This is a genomic window from Mucilaginibacter sp. OK098, assembly GCF_900142915.1.
GTDB lineage: Bacteria > Bacteroidota > Bacteroidia > Sphingobacteriales > Sphingobacteriaceae > Mucilaginibacter.
Genome location: NZ_FRCM01000005.1, coordinates 602,012 through 624,713, shown reverse-complemented (window position 1 = coordinate 624,713; position 22,702 = coordinate 602,012). Strand labels below are relative to the sequence as shown.

Here is a 22,702-nt window from a genome sequence, read left to right as displayed (position 1 = left end):
ACTATGGCCAGGCTTAGATATTTATTTATTTTTTTAGCCCTTTTTGTAAGCGCCTGCAGCAATACAAAGTATTTGGCTCCGGGCCAGAAGCTGTATACAGGTGGCGAAATAAAAATTGATGATAAGGATCTGAAGAAAAGCGAGGTAAGTGCTTTAAAAGAGGATTTGGAAGGTTTGTTAAGGCCACAACCTAATGGCAGCATACTGGGCTTAAAGTTTAAGCTATGGGTTTATAACAAAACCCGCACCAATAAAAGAAGCGGACTAAGGCATTACCTTAATACACATATTGGCGAACCACCTGTTTTAGTAAGCAGTGTTGATATGGTAAAAAATAGCAGCATATTACAGAACCGGCTACAAAATGTAAGCTATTTTTTAGCCCAGGTAAATGGTGATACGGTTAGTAAAAACAAAACGGCAAAAGCGGTTTACACAGTGCATGCAGGACCATCATACCATTACCGTTCTATAAAATTCCCTGCTGATAATGATGACCTTGATACAGCCGTTACCGGTACATCAAAACAAACTTTCCTTAAACCTGGTGATAAGTATAATCTCGACGTAATTAAAAATGAACGCCTGAGAATTGATGCCCGTTTAAAGGAAGAGGGCTTTTTTTACTTTGCTCCCGAAGACCTGATAATGCGATACGATAGCACAGTTGTCAATCACCAGATTGATATGTTTGTAAAGGTTAAAGATGCTACGCCTGATGAAGCCAGGTGGATCTACAAGATCAGGAACATTTACCTGTACCCGAATTATAAATTACGTGATACTTCCTTAAAATTAGATTCCGTAGTAAAATACCGTTGGTATAATGTTATCGATCCACGGAAAACAGTAAGACCGTTTGTGTTTAAAAATGCAGTGCTGTTACAACCCGGTGAGGTTTACAACCGTACGGAGCATAATAATTCACTAAACAGGATGATAAACCTCGGGCCGTTTAGCTATGTAAAAAACAGGTTTGAAGATGTTACGCCTGATTCTGCTTTCCTTGATATCTATTATCAGCTAACGCAATATAAAAGAAAATCGTTATCACTTGATCTGTTGGGGCGACAAACATCAGCAAATTATAATGGTGCACAGGTAAACCTGAACTTTAAAAACCGCAATACTTTTAAAGGGGCGGAATTATTTACGCTAACCCTGTTCGCCAGTACCGATATACAATTTGGCGGAAACAGCAATGGTTATAATGTTTACCAAACTGGTATCCAGCCCAGTATTTCATGGCCCCGGTTTATAAGTCCGTTCAATTTTAATACGGATAATGCATTTATCCCGCATACTATTTTAACAGCAGGTTACACGTTAATTAACCGCACAAAGCTTTATACCCTAAATTCGTTTAACACATCTTTCGGGTATTCATGGAAACCGGGTATCCATAAACAGCACGATTTAAACCTGATCAATATAACCTATGTGGATGCCGCGAGTATTAGCCAAAAGTACAGGGATAGTATTGCCAAAACCCGAAACCCTGCCCTGGCACACGTAATTAACAACCAGTTTACTTTTGGCCCTTCATACGGGTACACTTATACCAATACTACGGAGGATTTTCGCACCAATACATTTTATTACAATGGCAAAGTAAGCTTATCAGGGAATTTATTAGGTATAATAACAGGAGCAGATACATTAAAAGGAAAAGTAAGCAAGCTGTTTGGTACGCCGTTTAACCAGTATACAAAGCTTGAAAATGAGATCAGGTTTTTTCACAAATTAGGCCCCAACAGTAAAATTGCAACTCGTTTTTTGGTGGGTATTGGCCTGCCTTATGGCAACTCGACTGTTTTACCTTACAGCCAGCAGTTTTTTATAGGGGGACCAAACAGCCTGCGCGGTTTCCAGGCACGGTCAATAGGTCCGGGAGCCTATAATTTGCCTCCATCCCTCATAACCGGATCAAACAGTTTCACAGCTGATGAATCTGGCGACATTAAGATAGAGGCCAACGCAGAGTACAGGCCTAAATTATTCAGCATTGTTGAAGGCGCTTTATTTGTAGACGCTGGCAATATATGGTTATTGCGACCTAATAAGCTTCAGCCAGGCGCAGCATTTGGCACAAACTTTATCAACCAGATGGCTGTTGATGCCGGCTTTGGCTTACGTTTTAACCTTACTGTTCTTGTTCTACGTACCGACTTTGGCTTCCCTTTAATTAAGCCTCAATTACCTGCCAGCCAGCGTGGAGTGATCAATGGTATTGACTTTACCAATGCTAAATGGCAGGGCAGTAACATGATATTTAACCTGGCTATCGGGTATCCGTTTTAATTTAATTAGTGATTTATTTTATTTGGTGAATTAGTGATTTTATTCTCACGTTGAAACATCGGGCGCCACCCACAATTTTTGTCATCATTCTCTTACGTCTGTAGCCTTATTTGCTATAACTTTGCCGGTAATTTATGGGTAAATCCAATTTAATGCACTTTTAATTTTAACTTTAGTAGCAGCAATAATTTGATTATCCTTGTACACAAATGCTGTTTTACTATAACTTTTTATGCCAAACCTGTCATCTTAAATGTATAAGCAAGAAAGAAATATAACGGTTTTAGTAATAGCCATACTATCTACCATTACAGGGTGTTTAGCGATATTAGTTTGGCTGTTTGATATTTCCGAACTTAAAAGCCTGATAACAAGCTCAATATTTACAAAATTCTATTTCCCCCTTTGTCACATTGTAGTGGGTACGATACTGCTTTACACACAAATCCGGATCAATAAGGACAGATCAAAGGATCTTCAAAAAAGCGAGGAGAAGTACCGCTCACTTATTGAACAAGCCTCCGATGCCATTTACATATTGGATTTAAACGGAAGCTTTACCGATGTAAACGCCAGCATGTGCAAAATGATGGGCTATAGCCGGGAAGAATTACTGCGGTTAAACATTGAATCGATAGTTGATCCCGGCGAGCTAGAGACCGACCCCTTACCCAAAAAAATGGATAGCACAAAAGAGTCCATAGTTCGTGAAAGAAGATTTATAAGGAAAAATGGAAAGATATTTACCGTGGAGGTGAATGTGAAAAAATTTGCCGACCGTATAATGGTTATTGCACGAGATATAACCGACCGTAAAAAAATGGAATCAGAACTTAGGGAAGCCGAAGTAAAATTCAGGTCTATTGCTGAAAAATCAATTGTTGGTGTTTATATAGTTCAAAAAGGTCATTTTGTTTATGTAAATCCCAGGTTTGCGGAAATTTTCGGTTACGAGCCCGACGAAATGGTCAATTCATTTAAAATAGAAACAATATTTCATGAAAGCTACCGCGCCACCGCTAATGAAAATGTAAGGCGCCGCATGAGTGGCGAAATTGAAAGTATCCATTATGAAGCAATGGGCAATAAAAAAGATGGCACAAGCAATTGGGTTGAATTTTATGGAAGCCGTGCCATTATTGGTGGAGAACCCACAATTATGGGCTCTATGATAGATATTAGTGAAAGAAAAAAAGCCGAAGAGGAATTAAGATCATCAGAACAAAAGTATAAATTGCTTTTTGACAGTAATCCCATGCCAATGTGGATGATAACAAAAGATGACCAAACAGTAATAGCTGTAAATGATGCTGCAGCAAAACATTATGGCTACGCAAAGGACGAGCTTTTGAACATGGATGCTAAAACGTTAAGGCCCAAAGAAGATCTTGAACAACAACTGGAAACTTACCGGCAAGAGGTTAGCTCAAATAGTGTACGCATTGTGAGGCACCTTAAAAAGGATGGAACCATCATGTTTGTTCACATCATCTCGCATGATATTATATTTGAAGGCCGGCCGGTGAGGCTTTCGATGACAAACGATATTACAGAAAAACTTCATGCCGAAAACGATTTAAAAAGCGCTTATGAAAGGATCCAGAACCATATTAACAGCATAAAGGATATGGCCTGGAAACAATCGCACCTGATAAGAAGCCCTTTAGCAAATTTAAAGGGCTTGGTAGCAATGCTTAAAGATGCCCCAAAGGACTCCGAAGTATTTACGCATATCCAGAATGAGCTAAACCGGATGGATACTATAATTATTGAAATGGCGGAGGATGCATCAGATCATGATTGATACTACAAAACATACGGTAAAGAAGAGAGTTACCATTCCTTTACAAATTATTGACCTGCACGAGGATGGTTTTCATCCATTGGTTAAAATCAAGGTTTTCGGGAAGCAATTCACCGTGGTTTTAGACACCGGCGCCTCAAAAACAGCTTTTGATAAAACCATGTTGCTCCGGGCTTATGAGCATGCCGTTGTAACCATAAGCGACAGGCTTTCAACCGGCCTTGGCACCAGCAACATGGAATCATCAACCGCCATAGTTACAGACATGTACGTTGGTAAGCTTTTAATTGATGAATTTGAGGTTGCCGTACTTGATCTTTCCACTATCAACATCGCTTATGGCCAATTAGGTCATCCCGAAGTTTTAGGCGTTTTAGGAGGAGATATACTGATGAAGTATAAGGCTGTTATTGATTATGGTAAGGGAAAGCTTGTGTTGAGAAAAGATAGTTCAGTTATTAAGAGGGGTTAGGGGTGTGCCTTTTTTGTTCCCCTCTTGAGAGCAACAATATACGAGTTTACATAAAAACCCAAATAGCTACTTCTTGGTGTCGGCTTTAGTCTCCGTTTTCTTTATTCTTAACACCGCAGATGAGTCAATCTTTGTTTTAGATAATTTGTGCGATAGGCTGTCTATGCGTTTGTTTGTCACTTTTAATTCTTGTATTAACTGACTGTTTGGTACGTCTTTCCGGTAATTAAGATACGATATAAATGCACTGCAAAAAGCCACAGCAACAGATGCCCATAGAATCCATTTTTGATTATTTAAGATAGTTGTTTGTGTTGTTGAATTTGTAGCTATTATTTTATTTGCCGCTGATTGTTCGGTCGAAATGGTAAGCATAGAATTATTAGTATCAATTACCGATTTGTTTACCTCTCGAACCGATTCGTTGGTAGTCATTGTGGATGAATGACTATCTAACAATGCCTGATTTAGTTTCTGATTAGTTTTGTCTTGAATGTGCTTATTGATGGTTGAATTTCCCTCTTGGGTTAATTCAGCACTAATTGCTTTTACAATACTCCAGCTATATGTACTACCATTAGGGCTTGCTCTATCAGCTACCTTTATGCACTTATCTTCTTCGAGTTTAAAAAGTACTTTATTAACCTGCTTCATAGCTGTGTGCATCCATTCATCAAAGGACGGCGCATTAGGAACGGCTTTGTCAATTAATGGTTCGATGCTTACCATTTTATTTAAGCCATCATTTACCTTTAAATATTCTAAAACTTCAAAATAATCCAAATCCATAAGATCAAGGTTTTTACACATCTAATCTACGCATAACCAGTGTAAAATAGGGCTTAGGAAAATGGTATATTTGATATATGAAACTATCTTGGCCTAAAGGCAAGCCCATCCGTTTTGATTCAGATATATCAAAAGCAGATGATATTAGTAATATTCCGTTTGTAATTGACCCGGTGGCTATTGTTGGTGTTTTTGAAGAACACCGGGGCTTATTGTGCAGATATAGAGTATATGCGGTGAATAAAAATAATGAAGAAGTTTTTGGCTATGTGCGTGAAGCACTCTCGGACATATCGGAATTTGGAACCGAAGAAACGGATTTGCCAATACTAACTAAGTTTTGTTCAGATACGTTTATTAATGTTGAAATTGATTTTCAAGAAAAAATGAGATTGCCCTACAATATTTTCGGGCGTACAAGGCCAAACTTCGATAAAATGGGAGAATCGCTTTTAGAACAGCTGGTAGATTTGGGTCACTATTAAAACTTCCTTTTAATGAAAAACTTCTTCATCCACCTTATTTTCAACTACTTTCATTTACTAAAGTTCGCCCAAAGCTAGTGTAAATTTGTATATTAAGGCCCCTCTCAAGAAGGGAACAGCTTCGCTCGTGAAGAGCTAGCTCTTCCTTTACCCCGCTATTTTAAACTCCTGCCTGCATAACCGCATTATACTTAACCCATAGATGATAAAAAAGGATAAGAGCAGCAAATAAACCACCGGATGATAATGTGCAGGGTTTAAAAACGATATATCCCAGGTACGTGCCGCACCGCCAATTACGCAGAGTATTAAATTTATCAGCGTCAGTAAAAATAACGCCCGGCTTTTCATATAGCTCTGGATAATTGATTGCTTGCCATCATCAAGTTTTATTGGGGGAGAGTTTCTGTAGGCATAAACCAATGGAATTATTGCGGTTAATAATAACCCGATCAGCATTATCAGAATTGTTATTTTAGTACGGGGCAGATAAAACCCCGCTATAATGAGCAGTGCTATAGTAGCAATGGTTGGTTTATTAAGATAAAAACTAAAGTTTTCGAACATACCTTTTCTTATTTTGCTCCTATAAGCATACTCATATGTTTTTACAATCTTATCCACTCCAAGGTAGCCCCCAAAATCGCGGGCAGTTACTTTATCAAAAACAATATCTATGGTGCGCTGATCACCCTCCGCCCTTTCAACTTCAATAGCTGAGATAATATGATCTGCCATCTCATCAAAGATCTCCTGGAACTTAATACCATACCAATCCATTCGTTTATTTATCCAGTCTAACTCCCGCGTTGTCAAACTCATTGCTGGTGGGTTAAAGATTTAATAATTTTGAACTCAGCGCTACTCAGTTTTATAACAGCTAACGATAGTGTAATTTCGGCAACAATGATAATTGTAAGGATAAGAGGCTCTAGGCTCCCTAAAAAAGAAAAGTCAGCTTTATGATAAATAAGCAACAGCATATTGCTGCAAATACAAAGCCGCAGCGGAAACTGCGCTATCCAGATAAAAATATTGTCTCTTACTGATTTTTTTGTATCCTTAAATATATAGCCTATTTTGTAATACCTAACTGGCACCAACAGAGCCGGCAGGAAAGCGAAAAGAATAAAGATGCGCTCAAAAGCTACAGGCTGAACATTTATATTGTAAATTATATAATAAACAATTGCAGAAATTATTGCCGTATATACCACTAACGGAAATTTCAGATATGCGCTGAAAAGCTGCCAAAACTGCTTGCTCATATCTTTCGCTACAGATTTACGAAAGCTCTCTTCTATCCGCCATAAATTTTTGCTGCCGCCAAAATCATCCCTGATTATTTCATTAACAGTACTATTAAACGTTGAAGTTTCTGGTTTGTATGCTAAAGCAGCAAGTATATGATCATATACTTCCTCATACGTTTCACGATATTTCAATCCTTTTCGCAGGTATTCCTGTAATTGTTGTTTTTGTTGCGGGCCTGGTTTCATTTTACTGCAGGTTTAAGGTTTAACAAAAGCTGAAGCTGTTCAATAAAAACCTGTGCTTCATTTAGCTTATCGGTAACTTCCTTTCCACCCTGTTCTGTAAGGCGATAATACTTACGCACCCGGCTATCAACAACCTCGGTAAAAGTTTCAAGCATGCCATCGGCCTCCAGTTTATGCAGGGCAGGATACAGTGCACCCTCGGTAAGGATAAACTCGCCTGCGGTTACTTCTTTCACCTTTTGGGTTATTTCATAACCGTACATCTGGCTGTTATCTTCCAACAGCTTTAAAATGATGGTTTGCAAAGTGCCTTTCAGCATTGGGTTAGAACTCATACAACAAATATAAAATAATTTATATACATAAGAAAATTATGTATATAAATTTAAAGGCATAGCGATTGAAAATAAAAAAGCCCCGCTTTAATTGGCGGGGCATTCAAAGACTTACGAAGTTTTTAAACTTCGTAAGTCTGTTAAGGAAGATTCTTCCTATGTATCTATTCTTGCGTATTTCGCGTTTTTCTCAATAAACTCGCGGCGCGGGGCAACTTCATCGCCCATAAGCATAGAGAAGGTATGATCGCACTCAGCTGCGTTTTCAATGCTTGCACGTTTTAAAGTACGTCTTGCAGGGTCCATGGTAGTTTCCCACAGTTGCTCGGCGTTCATCTCACCCAAACCTTTATAGCGTTGTATATGTACGCTATCTTCTTTACCGGCACCTTTTAATTTCTGAACCGCTGCCTCACGTTGCTCTTCTGTCCAGCAATATTCAAATTCTTTTCCTTTTTTAACCTGGTATAAAGGCGGAGATGCTATATATACATAACCAAATTCAATCAGTTCCTTCATGTAGCGGAAGAAGAAGGTTAATATTAAGGTAGTAATGTGCGATCCATCCACGTCAGCATCCGTCATTATCACTATTTTGTGGTAACGCAGCTTTGTTATGTTTAATGCCTTATCATCCTCAGGTGTACCAATGCTAACACCAAGGCCTGTAAACATATTTTTTATTTCCTCGTTCTCGTAAATCTTGTGCTCCATGGCTTTTTCTACATTCAGGATCTTACCCCTCAAAGGCAAAATAGCCTGAAACTCGCGGTTACGGCCCTGTTTGGCAGTGCCACCCGCCGAGTCACCTTCCACAAGGTAAAGCTCACACAATGCAGGGTCGCTATTAGCACAATCAGATAGCTTACCCGGCAAACCAGATCCGCTCATTACGCTTTTGCGCTGCACCATTTCGCGGGCCTTGCGGGCAGCGGCACGGGCAGTAGCGGCAAGTATCACCTTATTAACAATCATCCTGGCTTCGCGGGGGTGCTCTTCCAGGTAATTACCCAGTATTTCTCCTACCGCAATATCAACAGCGCCCATTACCTCGTTGTTACCCAGCTTGGTTTTGGTTTGCCCTTCAAATTGCGGCTCCTGAACTTTAACTGAAATTACAGCGGTCATCCCTTCGCGGAAGTCATCACCTGTAATTTCAACCTTCATATTTTTCAATAAGCCTTCTTTATCGGCATAAGCCTTTAAAGTACGCGTTAATCCGCGGCGGAAACCGGCAACGTGGGTACCACCCTCAATAGTATTAATATTGTTTACGTACGAGTGCACGTTTTCTGAATAAGTATCGTTGTACTGCAAAGCCAGTTCTACCGGGATGCCATTCTTTATACCGTCAACATAAATTGGTTCAGGAATAATAGCTGAACGTGTTCCATCAAGGTATTTAACAAACTCGCTTAATCCACCGGTCGAGTAAAACTCTTCGGTAACAAAAGTGCCGTCATCTTCAGGATAGCGCTCATCAGTTAATGACAGGCGGATCCCTTTATTCAGGTAGGCCAACTCGCGCAAACGGGCTGCCAGCGTATCATATTTATATTCGGTAGTAAGACTGAAAATTTCAGGATCGGGTTGAAAAATTATGGTTGTGCCCCTTTTGTCGGTTTCGCCAATAGTTTTTACGTCAAACATTGGCTTGCCTTTTTCATATTCCTGTGTCCAGATCTTTCCTTCCCTGTAAACCAGGGCGGTTAAATGTGTTGATAACGCATTAACGCAACTAACACCCACACCGTGTAAACCTCCTGATACCTTATAAGTATCCTTATCAAATTTACCACCGGCGTGTAAAACGGTCATTACAATTTCTAATGCCGAACGCTTTTCTTTAGTCGTGATCCCGGTTGGGATTCCACGGCCGTTATCCGAAACTAAAATTGAATTATCTTTTTGAATTACAACTTTGATAGTGTCGCAATGACCGGCCAGCGCCTCATCTATCGAGTTGTCAACAACTTCATATACTAAATGGTGAAGGCCTTTAACGCCTGTGTCTCCAATGTACATGGATGGGCGTTTTCGCACCGCCTCTAAACCTTCTAAAACCTGTATATTATCTGCTGAATAATTTGATTTGTCTTGATTTTCTTCGCTCATATATGGTTAAAACAATAACCTTCAAAAGTACGAAAAATACCCCATATTACCGCATTTGTGGATAAGTAAAATTGATGTGCGAATGTGCAGATATGCAAATGTGCGGATGAGGAATTGATGTGGAGATGTATCACAATGTAAAGTTCAAAATAGGTATAAAAGGCTAAAAAACTTAAACCCCGCATGTCCGTTTTTTCCAATCCGCACATTTGCCTATTCACACATCTTTTTCATTCGCATATCCGCATATCTGCACATCCCATCTATTCACACATCTTTTTCATTCGCATATCCGCATATCTGCACATCTCATCTATCCACACATCTTTTTCATTCGCACATCCGCACATCCGCATATCTGCACATCCGCACATTTGCACATCCGCACATCTCATCTATCCACACATCTTTTTCATTCGCACATCCGCATATCTGCACATCCGCACATCTTTTTCATTCGCACATCCGCACATCCGCATATCTGCACATCCGCACATTTGCACATCCGCACATCTCATCTATCCACACATCTTTTTCATTCGCACATCCGCATATCTGCACATCTGCACATCATTTCTCCCCTCCGCACATTAAATTAGGATACTTGTGTTGAAAGTTTATCTTTGTCAAAATTTACATAAATTAAAAAGATCAAAATTTCTTGCGTTAATGCGCAATAAAAACCAATTAGAACAATGAAAATCACGGCTTCAATTTTTACAAAAATTACTTTAGGTGTATTACTTGCCGGAAGCATAGCAGCATGTAACCAAAACAAACCCGCAGATAAAGCAGCTGCTGCTACAACCGCTGCCTCTGATAAACCCGAGATAGTTTATATTAACCAGGATAGTTTATCACTTAAATACGATTACGCTAAAGATATGCGCAAACGTTTGGAAGATAAAGGTAAAACTGCCCAGGGTGACGTAGGTGGCCGCAAACAGGCTTTTCAAAGAGAGGTTGCTGAATATCAAAAAGGTGCTAATAGCTTAAGTGCAGACCAACGCGCTACAACTGAGCAGCGTTTACAGCGTGAAGGACAGGAACTGCAAACTTATGAGCAAAACGCAAGCGCCCAGTTCCAGAGTGACCAGGCCAGCGAAACTCAAAAATTATACGAGAAGGTTTACAATTTCAGCAAACAATATGCTAAGGATAATGGCTATAAAATGGTTTTTACCTTTACCAACGGTAATACCAATTTATTATTTGCCGACAAAAGCCTTGACATTACTGCTGATTTCCTGAAGAAATTAAACGACGCATACACGAAAGAGAAAAAATAATTTGATATACAGATGTGCATATTGCGGATCTGCAAGTGCTTATCGCTTTGAATAAGATAAAGAAAAACCTCGGCTTATGACTGAGGTTTTTTAATTTTGGGTAGATGGAAAACCAGTTACATGAAAAATTTATGCGGATGGCTATTGAGCTGTCTGAATATAATATTAAACAGGGCCTGGGTGGGCCGTTTGGTGCTGTAATAGTTAAAGATGGTGTAGTTATAGCAGGCAGCGCCAATAAAGTTATCCCCGAAAATGATCCTACCGCGCATGCCGAAGTTTCAGCAATAAGGCTGGCTTGTACAGCGTTAGGCACTTACAATTTATCAGGCTGCGAAATTTATACCAGCTGCGAGCCCTGCCCTATGTGCCTGGGAGCTATTTATTGGGCCCGGTTAGATAAAATTTATTATGCCAATACCAAAGCTGATGCCGCAGATATTGGCTTTGACGATCATTTTATTTATAATGAAATAGCATTTAATATGGAAGATCGCAAGCTTCCTTTCGTTCAGCTTTTGCGCGATGAAGCATTACCGGTTTTTAAGCAATGGGGAACAGCTGGGCTTAATAATACTCACTATTAAATTACTTTAAAAAGCGTTCTCATCCCCCACCAAAGCGTCCCTTACTGTTAAAAAAATAATTTTAAGGTCGAGTAAAAACGACCAGTTTTCCAGGTACCACAAGTCTGCTTCAACCCGCTGGTTCATGGCTTCCACCGTTTTAGTTTCTCCCCGGAAGCCTTTTATCTGGGCCCATCCTGTAATACCTGGCTTTAAAAAATGCCTTACCATAAAAACATCTATTAAAGCCGAATACTCCTCCGTATGGTTTATCATATGCGGCCTTGGGCCCACTACCGACATATTGCCTATCAGTACGTTAAAAAACTGAGGCAGCTCATCCATGCTGGTCCTGCGCATAAATGCGCCAAGTTTGGTCACGCGGCTATCATTGCGGGTAGCCTGGATCTTATCCGCGTTATTATTAACGTACATGCTCCTGAACTTATAACACTTAAAAGGGTGGTTGTTATGGCCTGAGCGTGTTTGAACAAAAAATACCGGCCCTTTTGATCCCGCTTTTATTAAAATAGCCAGGATGGGCAACATCCAGCTAAAAACAAAAACGATAACAAATACGGAAAAAACAACGTCAAAGCATCGCTTTATCAAGCGGTTAAGTAAATGTTCGAGCGGCTCGGCCCTTGCCGAAATTACCGGGATTTGCCCAAAACTTTGGATGTATGTTGGCTTATTCCCGTAATCATAATACTCAGGCACTGATTTAAAGCGGACCATATTTTTATCAGCATCAAGCATTAGTTTTTCAATCTTACTTGATTCAGAAACCGGTAAGGTGCAAAATATCTCAGTTATTTTATGTTCTTTAACCCATGTAATGCATTGATTTGTATTACCGAGGTACATTTTACTGTCACTAACCCTGGCAGGATCATCATCAAAAAAACCTACAACCCTGTATCCTGTATCCCAATTTTTCAATAAGTATTCGTGCAGATCATATCCTGTACGTCCGGCTCCAACAATAACTGCATTTCGGGTATCCATAAGCGAGGCCCGCTCACTTTTCCTGATCAGCAGGAAGATAACCTTCCAAAAGCCAAGTAAAAACCCAAAAAGCGCTAATGAATAAAACAGGTATTCACGGGTTACAAAATAAGCCTCCGAGCCAATTAATATAAGTATGGTAAAACAGATAAAGCTTACAAAAAGGAAATAGGTGCGAAATACGTTGCGGAAGGTTAAAATTGAGTCCTTATTTAATACTTCTAAATAAAGGCCCGACATATTGGCCGACATCAGCCAGATCAGGTTAAAGATCAGAACAACAGGTAGATATTTCCTGTTCCCGGCCGAAAAAATATTTGCCCGGTTTTCAATATAGTAGGTAGCTATTAAACTTAAGTTTAATGCCAGGTAGTCAATTATAAGATTTAACGCTTTAAAAAAAGTGGTATGTCTGTTTATCATTCAAATTTTGCAGATTAAATTCGATATGGGTCTGTCAAGGTAATGATATAGATAAAGCTTTAAGCATCTTTTTTAAAAAAATCATCTTGTAACTCGTCAATTTCTCTTCTGTCTCTTTTGGTTGGCCTGCCGGTTCCTCTGTCGCGTTTTAACACCGGCGCCTGGAACATTGATTTAAAAGCAGGGGTTTGTTCAACCGGGGTTATATCTTCATAAAAATTAATGGCGGTTTTGGCATCAACCCTATTTTCAAGCAAACCGGTAACTTTAACTATCTTTTTATCAGGCCCTTTTGAAATTTGATACACTTCGCCCAGTTTAACCTCGTGTGCCGGTTTAATATTCTGGCCATCCCATTTTACCCGGCCTGCTTTACAGGCATCAGATGCCAGGGTACGGGTTTTAAACATCCTTATGGCCCACAGGTATTTATCTATTCTAAGTTTTTCTTTTACTGGCATGGCTGGAGGTCAAAATTACAAAGTTTTATACACTTGCGGGTTTATGTTCATAATAATTTTCTAATTATGAACTTCATGTTAACACATAGTAAAACAAATTCCTTAAAAATCCTTTTCGTTAAAACAAAATAAAAAGTGCTTTTATTCAATTAAATGCATATTATTTTTCTAAAAATCCTTGATTTTGTCCCTTTTCTTGTCCCTTTTTCAAAACCATAAAAGCCTCAAAAAATTTGTTTTTAAGCAAAAAAACGGGATTTTGAAGTTAATTATGGAAAAGAAAATACGTTACCTTTATTTATGATTTTTCTAAGATTTTCAAACAATGAGTATTTAACCAGGCTACAAAACGAAGGGCATCATTATTTGAACAGTATTCAAACATTCGCAGAGTACATAGATACTGTTGGCAGAGGGGATGTATATGAAAATATATTTGAGCAAGATTATTCTGAAAATGGGATAATTCAAATAAAGTTTGTTGATACGCCCAACGCTGAATTAAAAGATTTTAGTTATGACAATCAAAGTATTAAAAAGATGGCAACTGAATACTTTGTTAATATTTTCTGTCTTTATTCAATAGACCGGGCTAATTATAAGCTTGGAGAATTAATTGTCATACCTGATGAAATGAAAGATATGGGAACACATTGTCTCATAATTTTTAAAGGTGCTGAGTTTATTAGAAGATTAGAACAAGCTTTAAAAAGAAAGAATTTTGTTTATAAATTAAGCCTTGTAAAATATGTTGATTATTCAAAATATACAGGCAAAAAGACTGTTTTTGAAAAACCAATTGAATATGAATATCAAAAAGAATACAGAATAGCCATTCACAATACATCTGCTAAGGCTATAGAATTATTTATAGGAAATATTGAAGACATTTCCTATAAGTGCCCTGTAACTGAACTTAAAAACTTATCCTTTAACTACAAATAGGGTTATTTATGCAGCAACAAAAATGCACCTATACCTACAATGGAAACCCCGCCAAACTTTAAGCTCATAAGCTTTTTTTAGGCTGTATCTGCATGATTGTAACCTGGTTCTATCCTGAATTACTTAGTCTTATTTTTTGCGCTTAAAGTAAGCTATATTACTGTTGCCTAGGTTTGACCCAATATAGCCAAAATTACAAAGTTTTATACACTTGCAGGTTTATGTTCATAATAATTTTCTAATTATGAATTTCATGTTAACACATAGTAAAACAAATTCCTTAAAAATCCTTTAATTTGCTGAAAGTTAAATTTACTGATGCAAGACCTTAAAAAACTTATCGAGGATGCCTGGGAAGACAGGAACCTGCTGCGTTATAATGAATACGTTAACGCAATTGATACCGTAATAGAAAAATTAGATAAAGGCGAGATGCGCGTAGCCGAACTTATAGGCACACGCTGGCATACTCATGAGTGGATAAAAAAAGCGGTGATATTGTATTTCCCTACCAGGCAGATGGAAGAAATTTCAGTTGGCCCTTTTGTTTTTCATGATAAAATGAAGTTAAAAACGGACTATGCCAAAACCGGCGTTCGTGTGGTGCCGCATGCTATAGCCCGTTATGGCGCTCACCTTGCAAAAGGGGTTATCATGATGCCATCATATGTAAACATAGGTGCGTATGTTGATGAAGGTACCATGGTTGATACCTGGGCTACAGTTGGCTCATGCGCTCAAATTGGCAAACACGTGCACTTAAGCGGCGGCGTAGGTATTGGCGGTGTTTTAGAACCCATCCAGGCTGCTCCCGTTATTATTGAGGACAATTGCTTTTTAGGTTCAAGGGCCATAGTTGTTGAAGGCGTACACCTGGAAAGTGAAGTTGTATTGGGCGCTAATGTTGTACTTACTGCATCAACCAAAATTATTGATGTTACGCACGATAAACCTATTGAGTATAAAGGTCACGTACCGGCACGCTCTGTAGTTATCCCGGGCTCATATACTAAAAAATTCCCTGCCGGCGAGTACCAGGTGCCTTGCGCATTGATAATTGGCAAGCGTAAAGAATCAACCGATAAAAAAACATCGTTGAATGATGCCCTGCGTGAAAATAATGTGGCGGTATAGTGAATAGTTGATTGGGTTGATTAAGTGAGTGGTTGATTGGGAGAATAGGTTGATTAAGTTAGAGTGAGTGAATTGGTTGATTAGGTTAAAAGAAAAATCGGAGCAACCAGTCCAACTTAATCAACCTAATCCAACTTAATCAACCAAATCTAACTTAATCAACCTAATCCAACCTAATCAACCCACTCAACTAACCCACCCATGAAAATAGGATATGATGCAAAACGCTTGTTTTTAAACAACACCGGGCTGGGTAATTACAGCAGGTGGCTGGTTAAAAACGTGGTACAATATTATCCTGATAATGAATACTTTTTATATACGCCAAAGGTAAAAGCAAATAACAGGTTAGGCTTTTTGCAGAGTTGCAGCAATATAAAAACGGTTGCGCCTAAAATTAAGTTTAAGTTATTTACCTCGTGGTGGCGCAGCAAGGGTGTGGTTAATAACTTACAGCGCGACGGGATAGATATTTACCATGGGCTGAGCCATGAATTACCTGCCGGGATAAAACAACGCGGTATTAAAACTGTAGTAACCGTGCACGACCTGATCTTTATGCGGCTCCCGGAAAGTTTTGGAAGCATAAACAGGCGCATTTATACGGCCAAAGTTAAATACGCCTGCAAAACAGCTGATAAAGTTATTGCCATCAGTCAAAAAACAAAAGATGACCTGGTTGAGCTTTTAAATGTTGATGCCGGTAAAATTGAAGTGCTATACCAGGGAATTGACCCTGTATTTAATAGCCCGCAAAGCGCAGAACAGAAAGAAGCCGTAAAAACTAAATATAACTTGCCAGAAAAATTTCTGCTAAGTGTAGGCACTATTGAAACACGCAAAAACCTGCTGCTGGCAGCTAAAGCATTGGTGCATATTGATGAGATCCCTTTAGTTATTGTAGGGAAACCCACAAAATATTTGGAAGTCGTTAAACGGTTTTTAACTGAGAAAAAATTAACCGGAAGGGTGATTTTTTTGCATGATGTAACTTTCCCGGAACTCCCGGCAATTTACCAGCTGGCATCGGTGTTTATTTATCCGTCGCGCTATGAAGGCTTTGGTTTGCCGGTGCTGGAAGCTATAAGCAGTGGTACACCGGTAGTAGCTGCAACAGGCTCATGCCTTGAAGAAGCGGGTGGCCCGGATAGTTTATATGTTGATCCGGATGATGAAAATGACCTTGCACAAAAGATCAATCGTATATTTGCAGATGAAAATCTCAGGCAAACAATGATAGCCGGGGGAAAGCAGCATGCGGCAAAGTTTGAAAACAGCAGGCTTAGCGCACAACTAATGCAATTATATAACAACATTTAACAATGCTAAAAGACGAAGTTGCCAAAGCTTTAAAGGTGATCCAGGAAGGCGGGATAATCCTGTACCCTACCGATACCATTTGGGGGATAGGATGCGATGCCACTAATACCGAGGCTGTAAATAAAATTTTTAGGCTAAAACAGCGCGATGAGGCAAAAAGCATGATCATTTTGCTGGATACGGAAAACAAGCTGGAAAGCTATATAAGCGATGTAAACCCGCTGGCTTACGATTTGATAGAATATGCCGAAAACCCTTTAACATTGGTTATGCCGGGCGCTAAAAACATTTCGCCTGCGCTTATTGCCGGTGATGGCAGTGTAGGGATCCGAATTTCAAAACACCCATTTTGCCAGCAACTAATTCAGCGTTTACGCAAACCGTTGGTATCCACATCAGCAAACATTAGCGGAAAACCGTCACCTCAATATTTTTCACAAATTGAGGATGAAATAATCAGCGGGGTTGACTATGTTGTTGATATTGACCAGCACGATATGGAGATAAAAACACCGTCAACCATAATGCGTTTAGCACCCGACGGAAAGTTTGAGTTTATCAGGAAATAGTTGATTGGGTTGCTTAAGTTGGATTGAGTTGATTAGGTTAAAAGAACAAGTACAATTAAGTTACCCAAAGAATCAGTTTCATCATAAATATCAGCAAACATCAGCGATTAAAATCAGCGAAATCATTTAAATCAAAAGAATCAGCGGTTCAATGAAACAACACCTGCAACATCTTGTATTTTCAACCATATCAAAGCTCGCTGCCGAGCATAATGTGCAGGTATATGCCATCGGTGGTTTTGTGCGGGATATTTTTTTAAGCCGCCCCTCAAAAGATATTGATATCGTTATAATTGGTAACGGCATTCAGTTTGCTGAAAGCGTGGCGCAAAAGTTAAAGGTAAAGGTATCGGTATTTAAAAACTTTGGTACCGCCTCCCTTAAATACCATGACCTTGAAGTTGAGTTTGTAGGCGCCCGTAAAGAATCATACCGGCTTGATTCGAGAAAACCTATTGTTGAGAATGGCACGCTTGATGACGACCAAAAACGCAGGGATTTTACCATTAATGCATTGGCCATATCATTGCATCCTGATACATTTGGCCAGCTTTTAGATCCGTTCAACGGAATAAATGACCTGGAGCAAAAGCTGATCCGCACACCTCTTAATCCTGTTGAAACTTTTTCTGATGATCCTTTAAGGATGATGAGGGCTATTCGCTTTGCATCTCAGCTTAATTTTAAGATAGATGAGCTGGCCGTTGCTGCCATAAAAAGCAATGTGGACAGGATCAGCATCATCTCGCAGGAACGGATAACAGAGGAGATGAATAAGATCATTTTATCGGCCAAACCATCCATTGGTTTCAATTATTTGTTTGACACCGGCCTGCTGCATAAAATATTCCCGCTAATGACCACACTTTATGGCGTTGAATATATTGATGGGAAAGGACATAAAGATAATTTTTACCATACGCTGCAAGTTCTTGATAATATTTGCGAAACAACAGACGACCTTTGGCTCCGTTGGGCAGCCATATTACATGACATTGCCAAACCTGCCACTAAACGCTTTGAACCGGGCCACGGATGGACGTTTCACGGGCATGAAGATAAGGGCGCGCGCATGGTGCCTAAAATATTTACACAACTTAAGCTGCCGCTTAATGAAAAAATGAAGTTTGTACAAAAAATGGTGCAGCTGCATTTAAGGCCTATTGTTTTGGCACAATCCATTGTTACAGATTCGGCAGTGCGGCGCTTATTATTTGAGGCCGGCGAAGATATTGAAAGCCTGATGTTGTTGTGTAAAGCAGACATCACCACAAAAAATGAATATAAGGTAAAAAAATACCGCAATAATTTTGAGCTTGTTCAGCAAAAATTAAAAGATGTTGAAGAACGCGATAATATGCGAAACTGGCAGCCACCAGTGACAGGTATTGACATTATGGAACTTTTCGGCATAAAAGAAGGGCGCGAAGTGGGTATTATTAAGAATCAGATCCGCGAAGCTATACTTGAAGGCGAGATCCCAAACTCCCGCGAGGAGGCAATTAAGTACACAATTGCAAAAGGCGCAGAAATTGGCTTAAAAGTTGTGGGTAAGGAATAACTATACCGGATTTCTATAAATCCGAAACGGCGAAGCCCTCTTGAGCACCCCTAAAAAAATAAAACAATAGCGAAAAATCGAACATCCGAATTCCGAAATCATTACTATTTTTGTAAAAACTATACTATACTAAAAAATGGCTTTATACAGGTTCAGGATTACTTTTGAAGATTACGATGATGTTGTAAGGGAGATTGATGTGAAATCCAATCAAACATTTGAAGATCTTCACAGGGCAATCCATCAATCAACTGGTTACAATTCAGAATATCCCTCATCGTTTTATATCAGTAATGATCAATGGACAAAGGGGGAAGAGATTACCTATTTGCCAAATCAAAAAAGAATTGACCGCGGTGTTGCCCTAATGAACAAAGTAAAGCTGCTGAGCTATATTGACGATCCGCACCAAAAATTTTATTATACCTTTAATTTCGACCGCCCGTTTGATTTTCATGTTGAATTAATGAAGATCATTTTAGATGACACTCCTGGCGTTACCTATCCGGCTGTTATAAAATCGACCGGCGAAGCACCAAAACAATTTGGTAATGTGCTTAATGTACCAATCGCAGCACCTGAAGGTGATGATTTTGATTTTCTGAATGAAATGGCCATTGGTGAAGAAGATGCTGAAGATTTTTCAGAGATCTCAGAAACAGTGGAAGACGATGACGCGGTAGCGAAGGTTGATGATGAAGAGGAAGATGAATTTGGCGCAGAGTTCCAGGATGATGAAGGTTTTGAGGATGACAGCAAGGCACACGGGGATGATTATTAATTAGTTCATAGTTGATGGTTCATAGTTCATGGCCGCCGCAATTTTTGCTATGAACCATGACCTGTGAACCATGAACAACCCATGAACTATCAACCATGAACCCTTCCACCCTCATCGTAATTGCAGGTCCAACTGCCTCCGGCAAAACGGCGGCGGCAATTAAGATTGCAAAGCATTATAATACCGTGGTTGTCTCGGCTGATTCCAGGCAGTTTTATCGTGAAATGTCTATCGGCACCGCAAAACCTAACGGGGAAGAATTGAGCGCTGTAAAACATTACTTTATCAATTCGCTTTCAATAGATGAACCCTATACGGCCGGGGACTACGAAAAACAATGTCTTGAGCTTTTAGCTGAGCTTTTTAAAACTTATAGTATTGTAGTACTGGCCGGCGGATCGGGCTTGTTTATAAAAGCCGTTTGCGAGGGTTTTGATGAGTTTCCCGATACCGATCCTGCTGTGAGGGAGAGGCTAAATATTGAACTTGAGGAAAAAGGAATTACATATCTGCAGGGAAAATTAAAAACTGCTGATCCTGAATACTACAGCCAGGTAGATATTAATAATCCGCAACGCGTTATAAGGGCGCTGGAGATCTTTGAAAGCTCAGGTAAACCTTACTCCTCTTACCGCAGATCAGCTTTAAATAAGCGACCTTTTCATATTGTAAAAACAGGTTTGAACCTACCACGCGAAGTTTTATACAATCGCATCAATCAGCGCGTTGATATAATGGTTGAACATGGTTTGATTGATGAAGTAAAATCTCTTTTACCCTACCGGCATTTAAACGCGTTAAACACCGTTGGCTACAGTGAGCTGTTTGATTATTTTGATGGAAAAACTAATCTAAATACTGCGTTGGACCTTATCAAACAAAATACCCGCCGTTTCGCAAAACGCCAGATGACCTGGTTTGGAAAAGATAAAGAGATAAACTGGCTTGAAGCAAATGACAAAAACCTGGTTCAGAAAATAATTGCTTTGGTTTAATTTCTGAAGCGATTTTTCATTCCGCAATCGGCACTCCAACCTCCGCAATCAATTTAGTCCAGCAAAGTCTCTAAATAAGCGCCATATCCACTTTTTAAATATTTGGCTATCAATACCTTTAATTGTGCATCATCAATAAATCCTTGCCGATAGGCTACTTCTTCAATACAGCCAATTTTTGTGGCCTGGCGTTTTTCAATAACCCGCACATATTCAGAAGCATCACTCAGCGAGTCGAATGTACCTGTATCCAGCCACGCTGTGCCCCTATCCATCACACCAACGTGCAGGTCGCCTTGCTCCAGGTAAAACTTATTTACATCGGTAATTTCATATTCGCCGCGTGGAGATGGTTCCAGATTTTTAGCGATCTCAACTACATTGTTATCATAAAAGTAAAGCCCCGGAACCGCATAGTTTGATTTTGGTTTATCAGGTTTCTCTTCTATTGATAAAGCTTTAAAATCCTTATCAAATTCTACCACGCCGTATCTTTCAGGATCAGCAACCGGGTATGCAAAAATAGCAGCACCCTCCACATCATTAAAGCTGCGGATCAATTCAGTAAAACCTGTTCCATAAAATATATTATCACCCAAAATAAGCGCAGCTTTATCATTACCTATAAATTCTTCGCCTATAACAAATGCCTGTGCAAGGCCATTCGGCTTTTCCTGGATAGCATAATTAAAACTACAGCCCAACTCCTCTCCATTACCAAGCAGACGTTTAAAGCTTTCATTATCTTCGGGGGTAGTAATAATTAAAATTTCCCTTATACCCGCCTGCATTAATACCGATAAGGGGTAATAGATCATCGGCTTATCATAAATAGGCATTAATTGTTTGCTTATTGCCCTTGTTATCGGATAAAGTCTGGTGCCTGATCCGCCTGCTAAAATTATTCCTTTCATGTATTTAGGTAGATTATTTTTGAAGTTTGCCGATACATTTTATCAAGCTGTCTCTCCAATACGGTATTTCTATATTAAATGTTTGTTTTGCCTTGCTTTTGTCCATTACAGAATAGCCCGGGCGTACTGCTTTTGTTATATACTCATCTGTGCGTACAGGGATAGCTTTTACTTTGGTAGCCGAGATATCAAATATTGCACGGGCAAAATCGAACCATGAAGTTACCCCTTCGTTACTGTAATGATAAATGCCATAAGCCTTACTTTCCGTTGATATGATCATCAAAATAAACGCTGCCAGATCAATAGCATAAGTTGGCGTACCTACCTGGTCGGCTATAATTTTAAGCTCCTCCCTTTCACTCCCAAGCTTTAGCATGGTTTTAACAAAATTGTTGCCATATTCAGAATATAACCAGCCGGTACGGATAATAAAATGTTCTTTTAATACGGCGCTTACCGCTTTTTCCCCATCAAGTTTGGTCTGACCATAAACACTTATTGGATTTGTTTCACTATCTTCTTTTAACGGCATGGCCACATCACCCTTAAAAACAAAATCGGTAGATATATGGATCAATACCGCGCCATGTATATTGCATTGGATGGCCAGGTTCTCTGCCCCTGTTTTGTTAACCTTTTCAGCCAGTTCAGCATCATCTTCTGCCTTATCAACCGCAGTATAGGCTGCGCAGTTAATTACATAAGCAGGTTTATACTTCTCAAATGCTTTATTAAGAGTATCTGTGTTTAAAATATTGGCTTCTGATTCTGCCAGGAAAATGATGGAAGATATTCCTTTTAAAGTTGCTACGTTCTGTATGCACTGCCCCAATTGACCCGAAGCACCGAAAATCAGTATATTATTCATTTAGTATTTTTTTGCCCTTAAAAACCACGTATTACAGGTATGTTTAAAACCAATAAAGCATCTAA

The 22,702-nt window shown here is 39.3% G+C and carries 22 protein-coding genes; 13 read left to right on the top strand and 9 right to left on the bottom strand.

What is annotated here, in order from left to right; all coding sequences use genetic code 11:
• The first annotated feature begins 3 nt into the window (after positions 1–3).
• The 3 genes from BUE31_RS19435 to BUE31_RS19425 all read left to right on the top strand — a co-directional run bounded on the left by BUE31_RS19435 (position 4) and on the right by BUE31_RS19425 (position 4,577).
• The gene (locus tag BUE31_RS19435; RefSeq protein ID WP_073405477.1) at positions 4–2,301 is read left to right on the top strand and encodes a translocation and assembly module lipoprotein TamL; all 2,298 of its coding nucleotides are present in this window, start codon (positions 4–6) and stop codon (positions 2,299–2,301) included.
• Between the two features lie 253 nt (positions 2,302–2,554).
• The gene (locus tag BUE31_RS19430) at positions 2,555–4,105 is read left to right on the top strand and encodes a PAS domain-containing protein (RefSeq protein ID WP_073405476.1); all 1,551 of its coding nucleotides are present in this window, start codon (positions 2,555–2,557) and stop codon (positions 4,103–4,105) included.
• Positions 4,086–4,577: an aspartyl protease family protein gene (locus BUE31_RS19425; RefSeq protein ID WP_234997867.1), complete on the top strand. Its 492-nt coding sequence runs from the start codon at positions 4,086–4,088 to the stop codon at positions 4,575–4,577. Before BUE31_RS19430 ends, BUE31_RS19425 begins: the two co-directional genes overlap by 20 nt.
• Before the next feature lie 66 nt (positions 4,578–4,643).
• On the opposite strand, the gene BUE31_RS19420 is transcribed toward BUE31_RS19425, so the two are convergent.
• The gene (locus tag BUE31_RS19420; RefSeq protein ID WP_143167183.1) at positions 4,644–5,366 is read right to left on the bottom strand and encodes a hypothetical protein; all 723 of its coding nucleotides are present in this window, start codon (positions 5,364–5,366) and stop codon (positions 4,644–4,646) included.
• Between the two features lie 77 nt (positions 5,367–5,443).
• On the opposite strand from BUE31_RS19420, the gene BUE31_RS19415 reads away from it, so the two are divergent.
• Complete coding sequence (locus BUE31_RS19415) at positions 5,444–5,851, top strand: hypothetical protein (protein WP_073405473.1); 408 nt, start codon at positions 5,444–5,446, stop codon at positions 5,849–5,851.
• Positions 5,852–5,998: 147 nt separating this feature from the next.
• On the opposite strand, the gene BUE31_RS19410 is transcribed toward BUE31_RS19415, so the two are convergent.
• The 4 genes from BUE31_RS19410 to gyrB all read right to left on the bottom strand — a co-directional run bounded on the left by BUE31_RS19410 (position 5,999) and on the right by gyrB (position 9,800).
• Positions 5,999–6,673 (bottom strand): hypothetical protein, encoded by a 675-nt coding sequence (locus BUE31_RS19410; RefSeq protein WP_143167182.1) that lies wholly within the window; start codon positions 6,671–6,673, stop codon positions 5,999–6,001.
• Complete coding sequence (locus BUE31_RS19405) at positions 6,670–7,350, bottom strand: hypothetical protein (RefSeq protein ID WP_073405471.1); 681 nt, start codon at positions 7,348–7,350, stop codon at positions 6,670–6,672. The genes BUE31_RS19410 and BUE31_RS19405 overlap by 4 nt, the downstream gene beginning before the upstream one ends.
• The gene (locus BUE31_RS19400) at positions 7,347–7,685 is read right to left on the bottom strand and encodes a PadR family transcriptional regulator (protein WP_073405470.1); all 339 of its coding nucleotides are present in this window, start codon (positions 7,683–7,685) and stop codon (positions 7,347–7,349) included. The genes BUE31_RS19405 and BUE31_RS19400 overlap by 4 nt, the downstream gene beginning before the upstream one ends.
• A 156-nt stretch (positions 7,686–7,841) precedes the next feature.
• Positions 7,842–9,800: a DNA topoisomerase (ATP-hydrolyzing) subunit B gene (gene gyrB, locus BUE31_RS19395; protein ID WP_073405469.1), complete on the bottom strand. Its 1,959-nt coding sequence runs from the start codon at positions 9,798–9,800 to the stop codon at positions 7,842–7,844.
• Between the two features lie 695 nt (positions 9,801–10,495).
• On the opposite strand from gyrB, the gene BUE31_RS19390 reads away from it, so the two are divergent.
• Together BUE31_RS19390 and BUE31_RS19385 are read left to right on the top strand one after the other, a co-directional pair.
• Entirely contained in the window at positions 10,496–11,089 is a 594-nt protein-coding gene (locus tag BUE31_RS19390; RefSeq protein WP_073405468.1) for an OmpH/Skp family outer membrane protein, read from the top strand.
• A gap of 104 nt (positions 11,090–11,193) precedes the next feature.
• Complete coding sequence (locus tag BUE31_RS19385) at positions 11,194–11,676, top strand: nucleoside deaminase (RefSeq protein ID WP_073405467.1); 483 nt, start codon at positions 11,194–11,196, stop codon at positions 11,674–11,676.
• A 6-nt stretch (positions 11,677–11,682) separates the two neighbouring features.
• Here the strand turns inward: BUE31_RS19385 and BUE31_RS19380 are convergent, their stop codons facing one another.
• Both BUE31_RS19380 and BUE31_RS19375 read right to left on the bottom strand, forming a co-directional pair.
• Positions 11,683–13,086 carry an undecaprenyl-phosphate glucose phosphotransferase gene (locus BUE31_RS19380; RefSeq protein ID WP_073405466.1) on the bottom strand — a complete coding sequence of 468 codons (1,404 nt, stop codon included), beginning with the start codon at positions 13,084–13,086 and terminating at the stop codon, positions 11,683–11,685.
• 59 nt (positions 13,087–13,145) lie between these two features.
• Positions 13,146–13,547 carry an RNA-binding S4 domain-containing protein gene (locus BUE31_RS19375; RefSeq protein WP_073405465.1) on the bottom strand — a complete coding sequence of 134 codons (402 nt, stop codon included), beginning with the start codon at positions 13,545–13,547 and terminating at the stop codon, positions 13,146–13,148.
• A 300-nt stretch (positions 13,548–13,847) separates the two neighbouring features.
• Here BUE31_RS19375 and BUE31_RS19370 point away from each other — a divergent pair, with 300 nt between their 5' ends.
• The 7 genes from BUE31_RS19370 (at position 13,848) to miaA (ending at position 20,852) form a co-directional block, all read left to right on the top strand.
• Complete coding sequence (locus BUE31_RS19370) at positions 13,848–14,492, top strand: hypothetical protein (protein ID WP_073405464.1); 645 nt, start codon at positions 13,848–13,850, stop codon at positions 14,490–14,492.
• 318 nt (positions 14,493–14,810) lie between these two features.
• A complete protein-coding gene (locus BUE31_RS19365; RefSeq protein ID WP_073405463.1) occupies positions 14,811–15,626 on the top strand; it encodes a 2,3,4,5-tetrahydropyridine-2,6-dicarboxylate N-succinyltransferase in 816 nt (271 codons plus the stop codon).
• Between the two features lie 201 nt (positions 15,627–15,827).
• Positions 15,828–16,946, top strand: coding sequence for a glycosyltransferase family 4 protein (locus BUE31_RS19360; protein WP_073405462.1), 1,119 nt, complete (start codon positions 15,828–15,830; stop codon positions 16,944–16,946).
• A 2-nt stretch (positions 16,947–16,948) separates the two neighbouring features.
• On the top strand, positions 16,949–17,515 hold the full coding sequence (locus tag BUE31_RS19355) for an L-threonylcarbamoyladenylate synthase (RefSeq protein ID WP_073405461.1): 567 nt from the start codon (positions 16,949–16,951) through the stop codon (positions 17,513–17,515).
• Positions 17,516–17,666: 151 nt separating this feature from the next.
• Entirely contained in the window at positions 17,667–19,076 is a 1,410-nt protein-coding gene (locus tag BUE31_RS19350) for a CCA tRNA nucleotidyltransferase (protein WP_073405460.1), read from the top strand.
• Positions 19,077–19,212: 136 nt separating this feature from the next.
• Positions 19,213–19,857 (top strand): IS1096 element passenger TnpR family protein, encoded by a 645-nt coding sequence (locus BUE31_RS19345; protein ID WP_073405459.1) that lies wholly within the window; start codon positions 19,213–19,215, stop codon positions 19,855–19,857.
• A gap of 95 nt (positions 19,858–19,952) precedes the next feature.
• Positions 19,953–20,852: a tRNA (adenosine(37)-N6)-dimethylallyltransferase MiaA gene (gene miaA / locus BUE31_RS19340; RefSeq protein WP_073405458.1), complete on the top strand. Its 900-nt coding sequence runs from the start codon at positions 19,953–19,955 to the stop codon at positions 20,850–20,852.
• Positions 20,853–20,905: 53 nt separating this feature from the next.
• Here miaA and rfbA read toward each other — a convergent pair whose 3' ends face one another.
• Entirely contained in the window at positions 20,906–21,766 is an 861-nt protein-coding gene (gene rfbA / locus BUE31_RS19335) for a glucose-1-phosphate thymidylyltransferase RfbA (protein ID WP_073405457.1), read from the bottom strand.
• A gap of 13 nt (positions 21,767–21,779) precedes the next feature.
• Positions 21,780–22,637 (bottom strand): dTDP-4-dehydrorhamnose reductase, encoded by an 858-nt coding sequence (gene rfbD, locus BUE31_RS19330; protein WP_073405456.1) that lies wholly within the window; start codon positions 22,635–22,637, stop codon positions 21,780–21,782.
• Positions 22,638–22,702: the final 65 nt, after the last annotated feature.